Origin of the sequence: Suilimivivens aceti (assembly GCF_025567405.1) — a bacterium.
GTDB classification, from domain to species: Bacteria; Bacillota; Clostridia; order Lachnospirales; family Lachnospiraceae; genus Suilimivivens; species Suilimivivens aceti.
In genome coordinates this window covers 172,025-184,818 of the sequence record NZ_JAOQKJ010000001.1, presented here as the reverse complement: position 1 = coordinate 184,818, position 12,794 = coordinate 172,025, and the positions used below count along the sequence as shown (strand labels likewise).

The window sequence follows — 12,794 nt, the reverse complement described above, 5'->3', positions numbered from 1 at the left end:
TAGGAGCTATGCTGTCTGTATTGGTTAGTTGGATTATTATTGCAGGGATTTGCCTGATACTGGGATATGGAATGATTCATTATGGCTATCGACATGCAGAGAAAAATTATCTGGATCAATGGGATGTTTATCTTGTATGTGGATTGATGATGGTTAATATTTATGCAGAGGTATTCAGCATTTTTTATAAGGTTGGAGCGAAAGCCTGTCTGGGATTGATGATAATTGGGATAGTGTTGGTCATGACGTACTGTTTTAAGAACAGGGGGGGGGCGCAAAAACGTATTTTGTAGGCCGGGACTATCTATATATCAGTGGATTGTGGTTCTTTTTGTATGTATATGCATGTTGGTTTATACAGTTGGAAAACCGGTACATTATGATACAATGTTGTATCACTTTCAGGCGATTAAATGGATTGAAGAATATGGTGTTGTACCTGGACTTGGAAATTTACATAACAGGTTTGCATATAACAGTGCATTTATGCCTTTGCAAGCGCTGTTTAGTCTGGACTGGCTGGTTGGACAGCCATTACATACTGTGAATGGATTTGTGGCTGGGGTGTTTTTGATTTATGCAATCATAACAAATCAATTATGGAATGGGAAAATCAGATTATCTGATCTTTTTAAGGTGATGACAGGTATATATGTATGCTATACAAGTGGGCTGATATCTTCGCCGTCATCGGATATATTGCCCATGCTTATGATACTTTATATCTGCACAAAGTGGTGTGAATTGATAGAAAGTGATGTTATGGATAGCAGTATGTACGGCTTTTTGTGCATTTTGGGTGTCTATACAATTACATTAAAGTTATCTGCAGCTGTTTGCGTCATACTGGCAATTTGGCCGGCAATAAAGCTTATACAGGAGAAGAAATGGAAAGAAATCGTTTTACATATAGTGGGAGGATTGGTGATAGTTATTCCCTGGCTTGCAAGGAATGTTATAATCTCGGGATATTTATTGTATCCTTATCCTCAGATAGATCTTTTTAACGTGGACTGGAAGATGCCTGCATCAGTACTGGAATATGATAGCAGAGAAATTATAGCATGGGGAAGAGACATATTCAGTGTCGAAAAAAAGGAGGCATTATGGGAATGGGTTCCGCATTGGTTTGATCATTCCATGAGAACGTTGATTGTATTAGGATTTGTATGCGGAATTATATGGTTGGCTATGTTTGTTAACAGGATAATAAAAAAGAAGACAGATATGCGGCAGGATATCCTGGGGATTTATGGTATTTTGGCTTTGTTAAGCTGGTTCTTTTCTGCTCCATTGATAAGATATGGAATGGTATACTTGTTGATCCCTATCTGCTTATGTGCACAATATTGTTTGAATATGCGAAAGGGGAAGTTACTTATCAAGGCTGCAATTATGGTGGTACTTATCCCGGTGGGGGTTAGCTATTTGGGAAGTATACAGTCATTGCAGTATCAGTCTCTTATAATGCAGGATGATTATGAGTGGAATCTGACAGAAGAAATGGAATTAGCACCTGGAGTGAAAGTATGGATACCGGCAGAAGGGGATCAATGCAGTGCAGATGTATTTCCATGTGTTCCTTACAGAAAAATGGTTGAAAGAGTTGAACTACGTGGAACAACCTTAAAAGATGGTTTTAGGATTAAGCCGGAGTATTGTTCATTGCATCTAAATGCCTATGGTGATGAGTGGACAGAATAGTATGGAGAAAATCTTAAAAGAAAAAGGGGATAAAGGTGTTATGAATAAAAACAAATGGATAAATATTATTTTTATTATTGCGATTATTCTGATATTTGGCATTTGCATTCTGCGAAAGGATGCCCATTTAAGTGAAGCATTAGTATCTCATCCAGATTCAGAAGTAACATTTAATACAACGCAGGAAGTTTTAGAGCAGACCTGGCAGCCTAATGTAAAAAAGCTGACGGGTGTAAAGGTTTCCTATTTCACGGAAGAGAGCTTTAGTTCTGGGATCGAACTAAAGATATATAATGATGATTACAGTGAATTGTTAGTTGATACCGAGATAGAAAGGCAATTTACAGAACAGTCATCAGGAGAGCTGGAATTCAAATTTCCTTCTTTAAAGGTGGTTTTAGGAGAACGGTATCGTTTGCAATTCAGGTTTGTGGAGCCGGATGGATATGGTGAGTTGAAGCTGCCATCAGGAAGTAACTATGCAGGCTGTACGATAGATGGAAAAGCCTGCAATGAAGCAGTTGCGTTGGATATAGAGTTTATAAAAAACTCCAGATTATTCTGGATGTTTGCGGTATTTTTCCCGTTGATCAGTATTTCACTGCTTTTCATGGTGATCTTTGATAGAAAATGGGAGGAGACAGTCGGACTGTCTTTGATCATTGAGATTTTTATATTGTATGTGTTTGGGTTGTTCAGTTTATTGACAACGGGAATATCTACTGTTTATCTGATAAGTGCTTTTTGCCTGATAGCAGCATTTGTAATAATTATGAAAAGGCGTATAGATATCAGGACATTGGTGTCACCGGGACTTTTTATTTATGGGATCCTGTTTATTGTGATTTTGGTGAATTGTCATGGAGCCTTTTATGCCAGATGGGATGAGTACATTCATTGGGGATTAGCAGCAAAGGATATGTTTTATTATGATTCCTTTGCAAAGCATATAGATACAACGGTCAGACTGGTAAGATATATGCCATTTACTACACTGGCAGAGTATCTGTTTGTTTATTTGAATGGACTTTATTCACAGGAGATTGTTTATATTGCATATCAGACAATGCTGCTGAGTGCAGGAAGTGTACTTTTTTACAAGAAAGGAAACAAAAAGGTTTCTAATGTTGTAGTTGCAGTGATAATAGGTATATTGGTACCGGTTATCTTCTTCACAGATATTTATAACAGTATATATGTAGATGCATTATTAGCTATATTGATGTTTTATGTATTATATTGTTATCTTTCTGAAGAAGCATCGTTATTTAATTATATGAGGATTGCAGGAGGGTTGGCCGCACTGGTATTAACAAAAGATATGGGGCTGGCTATCGCAGGACTTGTAGTTCTTATTATGATGGCAGACAGCATATACAAACAGATTTCTCAGAAAAAGTGGAATAAGAAAATGTGCACAGTGTTACCTCTGTTGTTAGTGTTCATATTCCTGATTTTCTTCAGTTGGCAGTTTTATCTATCTTTACCAGTTGTACAAACAGAGGAAGTACAGGTAGCAGAGGATATGGGTGATGAGGCGGAAGTGGATGAGAAAGGAAGGAATATAACAGCAGAAACAATATCGGCGAGTGGTCTTTCTGTTAATGGAATAGTAGAATTGATAAAAGGAGAAGCACCAGAGTACCGTTATCGTTCATTGAAAAATTATCTGATTAAAATGTTTGATGGAGAAACATTTAAGCTTGGTAATCTTGAGGTACCATATTTTGATATGTGGATAGGACTTGGCATATTGATGGTTCTTTTATTGATAAGGAGATATTGGGATAACCGGTCAAAGAATATCTTTTTCGTGAGTATTATGGTATTTGCAGGAGGAATTATTTATTGTATTTTTCTGGAACTGTTGTATTTATTTGCGTTTCCGGAGAATGAAGCACTTACATATGCTTCTCATGACAGATATTTGGGATCATACCTGTGTGGTAGCGTGTTAGTCATGCTGGGAATGATATTGTGGGAAAAAAGTGATGATGAGAATAATAAGGAAAGAAAAATACTTTTAACCTGTTTGCTGGGAGCTGTTCTTGTTGCGACACCAATGAAAGCTTTTGCCTTAAAACATATGGATTATGAGGTTACAGAGGAAAATGTATATTATGGGGACGAATTGTCGGAGGAGTTAAGAACATTTACCAGACGGGGAGAAAAGATATTTTTTGTATGTAATAATACAGATGGATTGGAAATCTGTATGTTTAAGAATTTTGTATCTCCATTAATAGAAACAGAACACGGATGTGATTTTCTGGGATCTGCAGAATCTATAGAAGAACAGAAGAGGATACTGGAGAAGAAGAAAGAACAGTTGTATGAAGAACCATTTATCTGGGCTGCAGAGGAATGGGAAAGTACACTGAAAACATATGATTATGTTTTTATTTTGCATCCATATGAAATATTTTCTGAGGATTATGGGAAATTGTTTGCTGATCCGGATACGATCGATGATGGTACACTGTATCGTATAAATCAGGATACAGGAGAAGTAAGCCTTGATTATATTGGTAAAGTGGGTGTAAAGGCCTGGAGGTTGCCAGAGTATTAAGAAGAGGTAAAACTACAGGACTGCTGGGAAGGAGCAGATTGTGAAACAGAAGTGGATACATAAGAGTATTATCTGCGGTTTATTTATGATATATCTGATTGTTGGGATATTTTTATATAAGGATTATGGTATATCAACGGATGAGCGGGATGAAAGGGAGAGTACCTTTGTTAATATAAAGTATGCGCTAGATACTTTGGGTGTGGATGCACTGGATGGAGCAAATGGCGACCTGGAAAAATATGATTACAGATATTATGGAATCGCAATGCAGGTTGTGCCGTCAGTTTTGGAATGGATGAAGGGGTTTCCAGGAGGAGAAGCGTATCATATCCGGCATTTATGGACATTTTTGGTATGCTTTGCCGGATATATATGCTTTTACAGAACCTGCAGGAAAACATTGGAGTCAGTGGGATTAAGCCTTCTTGGTACAGCAATGGTTGCACTGTATCCAAGGTTTTTTGCAGAACAGTTCTATAATATAAAAGATATGATATTTGTTGCTATGGTGATGATATCTATGTATGCAACAGTCATGGTGATAGAGAGTGATTATGCTGTAACATGGATAATCTTTTTTTCAATCATTTCAGCGCTGACTACGAATGTGAGGATTGTAGGATTCTTGTTTCCTATGTTGCTTGTTGGATATATTATAGTCGAGATGATTTATCAGAAGATGAAGCGTCAGACAGGTTGGAAAAGCAGGAAGAAACGCTTAAGAGCATTTGCAATTTTGGCAGCAGGATTTATATTTACTTATATTATATGTATGCCCATATTATGGAAACATCCTATAAGAGAAGTGATAAAAGTTTTTACTAAATTCTCTGATTATGATCAATGGAATGGCATTATCGTATTTATGGGACAGCTATTAAATAAGGATCAGCTGCCCTGGTATTATATACCGGTATGGGTTCTGATATCTGTTCCTGTATGGTATCATATATTGTTTCTTCTTATTGTAGTGACAGGAATAGTCTGTGTAGTGAAGAAAAAATGTGTTGTAGATATGGATATTGTTTTCAGACATAAATATTTTATATGGGCAGGATTATCAGCCCTGTTGCCATGGCTGGCGACAGTGATATTACATTCTACATTATATAATGGCTGGAGGCATTTTTACTTTATTCTTCCTTTATTTGTCTATATGATTGTATATGGGATGCGGTATTTCCTGACGAAATGTATCATAAATAAAGTCTGGAAGGTGGTAATTGTGTTTGCCTGCATAGCAGGAATGGTTATACAGACAGGATGGATCATAAGGAATCATCCATATGAAATGGTTTATCTGAATGCAGCCTGTAGAAAATGGGGAGCAGAATTTGACAGAGATTATTGGAATCTGATAAATATGGATCTCTGTAGATACATTCTGGAAAATGATGACAGTGAAAAGATTACGGTTTGTACAGCCGGAAATATATTTATGAATTTTATGACAGATGAGGAGAAGCAGAGGATCCAGCTTGTTGATATTTCAGAAAATCCCAAGTATTATATTGAAACTTATCATGGCTTACTGGGAAATGATGTGGCAGTAAATGGATATCAGGATTACCATGATATAGAAATTGATGGATATAAAATAGGAACAATATTTATTCGCCAGTCTGACTGACGGAATTCAAATGGTAGAAGTAGGAAATGGCATTATTGGTACGATTATCAGGATCTGCAGATAATGTAAAATAGTAAAAGTTATCAATAGCAGCCGGAACCTGAGCAGGATCCAGACGCAGATCAGCTCCTTCAGAAGCTTCAAATAAGTGGATCATGTCCATGTAAGAGGAATAGTAATTGGGAATGGTGCCATCAATTAATTTATCATGGAGTTTTCTTGTCATACAATCTGCCAGGGTATAGCTGTTTGCAGAAGCAGTGACAAAAGCCAGCATAAGAGTGACGATCACAATAAGAGATCTGTTTGAATCAGTGATTGTGCGCATGATATGATAGCTGAGAATGAGTGTCAGATTGCTGAAGGCAACAGACATAACTACGATTACAACAAAAACACAGCGATTGGGAATCCAGGGAACATTATAGCCTAATACAGCAGGGAAAATGACAACAAAAGGCGCAATGATACCAGCAATGCTGACAAAGGTGTAGCCAGTAATGTTTTTAACAGTTATATTCTTGTAAAGAAAAATTCCACAAAGAAGAATAAGAAGCAGGATTAAACTGAAGTTTGTACTGTGAAAAAGCCATCTGAAGTTTGATTCATATACAAGAAATGAATTCTTTAAGGAAGCAAATATTTGTAAGCCATTTCCTTCGCTGGTTTGCTGACGGAGAAAATTACCGGGAGCTATGGCATTGATAAGTGCCCCACTAAAGTAACAGATAAAAATGACCAGTTTAATATATGGTAATTTTTTAGAGGATATCCACTCATATACAGTCAGTAAGAGCATAAAGTAGCAGCCGGCTGCAGCAACAGTGAGAGAGCCGCCCATAGCCAATACTCCGGAAAAGACAGACCAGATAATTAAAATATACTTCTTTTTCAAATTGGTAGTTGAATCCAGTAATAAAACCGCAGTTAATGAGTAAAAGAGAAAAGAAACAGGAAGGGTATAGGAAGTAGCACCGGAGAACCAGTAAAATACTTCCTGGAAAGCACTGTAGGATGTAATTGCGAAAACAACACAGGTGCAGACTGCTAATTTTGGCAGCCACTGTTTCTTAAATAGTCTGTTGAGCAGAGTGTAGATAAATACAATTAATGAAACAAAGAAATTCAGGGAATTAAAAATCATAACAGCGCGAAGCTGAGGCATGCCATAATTGTTCATGGGGCTTAGGAAAGCCTGCAAAAACATGGAAAAGTATGTTCCTTGCCAGGTAAGATACATATGCTTTGCATATTTGAGAGAGGCAATAAAATAACTCATAAAATCTGTATGGAACACACCTACGTCATAGCCATGCCAGAAATCGTCATCAGCTAACACGGAATAAGAGGATGCTTTGACGATAGTAAAGACAGAAAACAAAATAATGAATATACATGTAAAAGCTGCTGCTAATTTGAAAAGATTTATTTTGCTGAATTTGTTCATAGTATTTGTAGAGATCCCTTCTCATTCATCAGTATATTTAAGATACCTAATGTACTAATATGTTCTTTATTCTAGCATGATGATGGGGGTATTTCAAGAATAATACCGAATACAGCTAGGGGAATTAATATTTACGCTATAAAGGGGAGTACAATGAAAAGAAATGAAATTAAAAAAATGGAATGGCCGGTTGCTGCTATCCTGATTACAGCAATGATAGTTGTATTTGGATGCAATATATTTCACTATAATTATAAGATGAACTCTGATATTGGTGCAGAGGCAGTTCTTGGGAGGTTAATTTGGGATAGCAAAGAGATTATTCCGGTGTCATGGTATCCCTCTACTGAAACCAGGATCATAGCAACACCGCAGGCTGCGGCACTGTTTTACGGATTAACAGGAAATATGGATCTTTCCATGGGACTTGCCTGCTGCACGATGACAATAGGTATTGTATTAGCTATATGGCTTTTCATGAAGAAAGCAGGCAGTAGTAGGATCAGCTGCCTGCTTATGTGCTTATTCTGTCTTGGATTTGCCGGAAATATAATAATCCTGGAGCTTCTTTATGTATTTGCTGGATATTACGCCATTCATGTAATAGCCTTCTTTTTTATTCTGAATTGCTACAGCTCTTTGCTTCAGAAAGAATGGAAAAAGAGTAAAAGTCTTCGCAGGAAGATGTATGGGAAGTGTATAATTGGACTGATACTTGCTTTCCTGCTCGGGATGCAGGGAACTAGAGGAATTCTGATTACATTTGGACCCTTGTTTGGAATAGAAGTGATAAGAATTCTGTATGAGAAGATTTGCCGGAGAAAGTGTCTTGGGAAAGGAATCGTTCAAAGAGAACAGCATGAAAAAATACCGTTTTTGTGGGTAAGTGGATTACTGGTACTCAGCTTTCTTGGAACTAAAATGCCTTTTTTCTCAGGTCAGGAAATATCAAGAAATATCAGGAATGGTTTTGCAAAGCTGGTTCAGGTGGTTCTGCCGGGTACATGGAAAGCGGTTGGATTCAGTGAAGGGGATCCAGTGAGGAATATTTGTCTTGGCTTATTGGTTCTGAATGTAGTGATATGGGTAATTGTACTACTGATACATATGCTGAAATGGCAGGAACTTAGCAGCCTTGAATGGTGTTTTCTGGTTACAGCGGCATCACCGGTTGTAACAGCCCTTATTGTGGCTTTTACGACGGTGGAAAGTTCTGAAAGATATTATTTTATGTGGATTTTCTCCATGGCATTTGCAGCAATTCTTAGCTTTGAATGTTTAAGAAAAGGAATGACGGCGGGTATATCTGCATGGAAAGCGCTGACTGTAATAACGCTTACAACTGCCGGTATTGTGATCGGAATTAATGTACATACAGTTTATCAGCCAATTCTGAAAGCGGAGGAACCGACAGCATCGGATGCGCTTGAGGTTGTAAATTATCTGGAAGAAAATGGATACGAAGTGGCATATTCCACTTTTGAAAATGCAAACAAAATGACAGCATTATCGAATGGAAAGGTAAATGTGTATGCAGTCAATTCCTTCGAAACTATGGATATCTGTAAATGGCTGACAAATGCAGATGGATATCCGGAGGATGGAATTGCAGATCAGGATGGAGCTGTGTATATTGTGCCGGAAGCATGTGAGGAAGAAATGGACAGGAAAATTGAAAACGATATAGAGTATATATGTTTGGAACATATAGGAATATATAAGATTTGGAGGCATAAATAAACATCCTACAGCCTATTATAATACGAACTAAAGATGAAAATTTCAATTAGTACTAAAAGATTTAAAACATATAATCCAAAGAGAGAAACAGAAGGTTTTTTGTTGCTTTTAACAGTAACTGAGTCGGTCTTTGCAGATACACAGAAGCAACAGAATAAAAGTGGCGCTAATGGAAGAAAATAACGTCCCTGAAGACCCTGAATAGAGTAGGTTGAGGCGGACAGATCAGTCCATTGGATGTAGAGGCTGGTTGCAATCAGGAGTATCATACCAGTACAGGAAATTATGGATATTACTTCTGTTACGTAATCATGATAGAACCTATTTTGCTTTTCCGTATAATAAATTCTGAAAAAGAGTATTATAATACAGAAAATGAGCAGAGAATTGATAACGATATTGAGGCTACCCAGTTTATAACCAATAAGTTCATAAATAAAATCGTGTCCGTCAAGCCAAAGGGTTTTTAGGAGAATATATAAGTAACGTCCAGGATTGGTCAGGATAAAATGTATTTTTTCATATGCGTCACCACCAGCTCTGGTACTACCTAAATAAGAGTTGGCTATAAAAAACCATCCGACAGATAAAAGAAGTGCTTCAAAGCAGCCAAATGCTTTCAGAAGTACTTCCTTTTTTGTGCTTTGAAAGCAGGGTGATGGCAATAGGAAGATAAAGAGAATAGCAACAAAGTAAACAACTTTACAAGATGAAAGAATGAAAACCAGAGTGAAAAGAATAATGATATCCTTCTTATTTAGTAGTGAATTTTGGCAGCGTTTGCAAAGGCAAAAGGCCAGAAAAAGAACCAGTATAGCATAAGTGATGGCATCAACAGAGAGACTGCATCTGAGTTGAAGGGCCATGGGGAGGAGAGAAATAAATGTAAGCAGTTCTTTTCCGGAAGGAATCCATTTGATTGCGTAATAAATAAGGACAGTACAACCTGTAATGTTAGCAAGACTTCCGGCTAGAACAAGAATATAGGTGTTATCTGAGAAAATATCAGCTATACGAATGCCAATAACCTGAAAAATGTATGAGACAGGAGAATATAGAGCCATGTTGACGTTATTATGTAAAATGGCGTTGAATGAGTCGATTGTCATATGAAAATTTTGAAACAATATAAAAGGGGTATAGGTATACCATTCATAGGGAACAAGATTTTGAGGGATAGGAACATTGCCACCGGAAGGTGACAAGAAATAACCATGGGCAATAGTGTAAGCTCTGACAAAGTGATTTACTTCATCAGGGGTTTGAAAAACAGGGACTATGAACAGGTAGAAGGGACAAAGCACCAGTGATAGAAAAAGAAATATTTTCTCAGGGGGGATAGTGAAATTACGATTTAAAATGTATAATATAACATATATAAAAGAAATGAGTACAATGAAAATCAGAGTATAAACAAGTTTCTGCTGATCTTTTGTTAAAAGCACATAGGTAAGGCGATTCCATATGGTTCCCTCATTGTTCAGCCGAAATCCATAGGCATTTTCGACTGTAGGGGCAGAACTGGATATTTTAAATTTATAATCGGAATAGGAACATATAGGAGCAATAGTGTCGAAAAAGAGCTCAGTTGCATTTCCAAGAGAGTCTGTTATCTCATAACAGGTATCATTAGAAAATGAGATAGAGGAGATAATATTATTATCTCCATAGAGATCTATTGTGGTTTCATAATCAGAGGTTAATGTGGTTGGGTTGGCTATGCTGAAAAGAATTGAGTTAAGTTTCTTTATGGGCATAGTTGGTTGAATAGAGATTTCAACAGGGTTATCATTGGTTATGTAAGTATAACTGTCAGAAGGGATGATATAAGCATCGGCGGCAATATAATCATCATGGATAATATAGATAAAAGATAAGGCAAACAGCAAGGAAAAAAACAGTAATTTGTTCTTTGAAATGAAATGAAGTATTTTAAACATAAAATAAGATCCTTTTTCTGTTGGTAAATTTATTAATTAAAATGATTATAACATAGATGGAAGAATATTCAAAAGGAAAATGAGGTGCAATATAAAACAACCAAGAAAGAAACTTTTATGTTGGATCCGGAAGATGTTGAAAGAATAGAATACAATAGACCGTATTGGAAAAAGAAGGAAGTAAAATGCGAATTATGTAATGGCACCATTTTAAAGGGATCAAATTAAAACCAATTCCTTCTACCCTTCCACTCCTCATCCGTGAGGAGTGGGACAGGCTGCAGAAGGTAATCAGTGAGTTCTCACCGGCCAATGGGCAGGAAGAACAGGTATATCAGATTTTGGAGAGGAAACTAAAACTGAGGGATGTAGCAGTAGACCAGGTGGAGCATGCATTTGCAGATATTTATTGCCGTGAACTGATTGAAAGACTGCCAGTGGCTGATCTACAGCTATGATTATGGTGACAACTGGAAGGTATTGATCACCTGTGAGGACACTTATCATTCAGAGGAAAACGGTGTATGGAAAAATGGGAAAGGAGAAACAGAGAGTGCGCTGGATGGCTTTTTAGAGGATGTTATCAGTGACTACTGCCCGGTATGTATCCGGAAGGATGGCATAGAGCTGGTGGATGATGTCGGAGGAATCTATGGCTTCTGTGATATGCTGAGAACAATTTGCTGCAAAAGCATAGCAGTGAGTTAGAATTGTGGGCAGGATCTACCGCCACTTCACCTCACAGAGACTGGTGATCCTGGACAGCATGAAAGGCTGCTCCGGCGAAAAGCGTTTCTGGACAGAAGAAGGAATTTGTACTTGGCATGACGAGAGCGGTGGTGAAAATGTCAAACCATGTGCTTACGGGTTTCCCTTGCTATATTGAGTGCCTACAGATTTTTTGATAACAACCATTAATAGTGAAATAATATAAAACAGATTGCATCTTTTTTTACGATAATTATATAATATTCGTGACATAAACAACAAAAAGAAGCGGATGAGTTAAAAATTTTTGATTTAAATAATAATCAAAAGTGATGATTATCAATTGAAGAAAGATACGAATGGAGAGTCGGTTGGTGAATGCAGACAAGAAAAATAATTGAATGATGACAATGTTTTTAATACATGATATAATTGGAATGCATTAAAAATAATTCATACACTTACAAAGGGGGAATTACGTATGAAGAAACATATAGCTTTAGCAGGTCTTGTTATGAGCTTTGTATTCCTGTTTACTACGATGGATATGCAGGCGGCACCGAAGACCATGCCAGATGGAACAGTTTTTGATGCAGAGTTTTATGCAGAGACTTATCCGGATGTGAAAGATGCTGTCGGAAGCGATGAAACAGCGCTGTATGATCATTATGTGAATTATGGCAAGGCAGAAGGACGGAAGCCGGTAGCGGATGCGAAGGTAACAGCAGTGGCCAATGATAAGAAAGAAAGTGCCGGTAAAACTGCAAAGTCTGATGCGAAAACGATAGAGAAAGCAGCTTCCACAACAGCATCACAGAATGCAGCAGCAGGTGGAATGTGCTGGAAATCAGCGACCGGATCAAAATATCATTCTATTGACCACTGTGGCAAGATGAATCCAAAGAAAGCGAAGAAGATTACGATAGAAGAAGCAAAGAAAGAAGGTCTGGAAGCCTGCAGTAAGTGCTGGTAGAAAAAATGGTATTGATGGCCTGAGCCGGGGAATGCAGCAAGTCTCTCTGAGGATTACAGAAAACTTTATGATATCCTGGA

Annotated in this window: 9 protein-coding genes; 7 read left to right on the top strand and 2 right to left on the bottom strand. The window is 37.4% G+C overall.

What is annotated here, in order from left to right; all coding sequences use genetic code 11:
* Nucleotides 1-8 precede the first annotated feature (8 nt).
* From OCV77_RS00785 to OCV77_RS00770, 4 genes are read left to right on the top strand one after another with little or no spacing between them, the layout of a single operon-like run.
* Nucleotides 9-293, top strand: coding sequence for a hypothetical protein (locus OCV77_RS00785; RefSeq protein WP_262572410.1), 285 nt, complete (start codon nt 9-11; stop codon nt 291-293).
* A 13-nt stretch (nt 294-306) separates the two neighbouring features.
* Nucleotides 307-1,704, top strand: a complete 1,398-nt coding sequence (locus tag OCV77_RS00780; protein ID WP_416910162.1) for an LIC_10190 family membrane protein — start codon at nt 307-309, stop codon at nt 1,702-1,704.
* 40 nt (nt 1,705-1,744) lie between these two features.
* The gene (locus OCV77_RS00775) at nt 1,745-4,273 is read left to right on the top strand and encodes a hypothetical protein (RefSeq protein ID WP_262572406.1); all 2,529 of its coding nucleotides are present in this window, start codon (nt 1,745-1,747) and stop codon (nt 4,271-4,273) included.
* Nucleotides 4,274-4,313: 40 nt separating this feature from the next.
* Nucleotides 4,314-5,906, top strand: a complete 1,593-nt coding sequence (locus OCV77_RS00770) for a hypothetical protein (RefSeq protein ID WP_262572404.1) — start codon at nt 4,314-4,316, stop codon at nt 5,904-5,906.
* On the opposite strand, the gene OCV77_RS00765 is transcribed toward OCV77_RS00770, so the two are convergent.
* Nucleotides 5,887-7,353: a DUF6056 family protein gene (locus OCV77_RS00765; protein ID WP_416910125.1), complete on the bottom strand. Its 1,467-nt coding sequence runs from the start codon at nt 7,351-7,353 to the stop codon at nt 5,887-5,889. The genes OCV77_RS00770 and OCV77_RS00765 overlap by 20 nt on opposite strands.
* A gap of 153 nt (nt 7,354-7,506) precedes the next feature.
* Between OCV77_RS00765 and OCV77_RS00760 the strand changes: the two genes are divergently transcribed.
* Entirely contained in the window at nt 7,507-9,093 is a 1,587-nt protein-coding gene (locus OCV77_RS00760) for a hypothetical protein (RefSeq protein ID WP_262572399.1), read from the top strand.
* Nucleotides 9,094-9,098: 5 nt separating this feature from the next.
* On the opposite strand, the gene OCV77_RS00755 is transcribed toward OCV77_RS00760, so the two are convergent.
* Entirely contained in the window at nt 9,099-11,033 is a 1,935-nt protein-coding gene (locus OCV77_RS00755) for a DUF2142 domain-containing protein (protein ID WP_262572397.1), read from the bottom strand.
* A gap of 423 nt (nt 11,034-11,456) precedes the next feature.
* Here OCV77_RS00755 and OCV77_RS00750 point away from each other — a divergent pair, with 423 nt between their 5' ends.
* Both OCV77_RS00750 and OCV77_RS00745 read left to right on the top strand, forming a co-directional pair.
* Nucleotides 11,457-11,741: a plasmid pRiA4b ORF-3 family protein gene (locus OCV77_RS00750; RefSeq protein WP_262572395.1), complete on the top strand. Its 285-nt coding sequence runs from the start codon at nt 11,457-11,459 to the stop codon at nt 11,739-11,741.
* 481 nt (nt 11,742-12,222) lie between these two features.
* Entirely contained in the window at nt 12,223-12,714 is a 492-nt protein-coding gene (locus tag OCV77_RS00745; protein ID WP_118797400.1) for a hypothetical protein, read from the top strand.
* Nucleotides 12,715-12,794: the final 80 nt, after the last annotated feature.

Bases quoted from the DNA above. Each gene is read 5' to 3' on its own strand.
- OCV77_RS00785 (WP_262572410.1), top strand. From the start codon at position 9: ATGCTGTCTGTATTGGTTAGTTGGATTATTATTGCAGGGATTTGCCTG.
- OCV77_RS00775 (WP_262572406.1), top strand. From the start codon at position 1,745: ATGAATAAAAACAAATGGATAAATATTATTTTTATTATTGCGATTATT.
- OCV77_RS00765 (WP_416910125.1), bottom strand. From the start codon at position 7,353: ATGAACAAATTCAGCAAAATAAATCTTTTCAAATTAGCAGCAGCTTTT.
- OCV77_RS00760 (WP_262572399.1), top strand. From the start codon at position 7,507: ATGAAAAGAAATGAAATTAAAAAAATGGAATGGCCGGTTGCTGCTATC.
- OCV77_RS00755 (WP_262572397.1), bottom strand. From the start codon at position 11,033: ATGTTTAAAATACTTCATTTCATTTCAAAGAACAAATTACTGTTTTTT.
- OCV77_RS00745 (WP_118797400.1), top strand. From the start codon at position 12,223: ATGAAGAAACATATAGCTTTAGCAGGTCTTGTTATGAGCTTTGTATTC.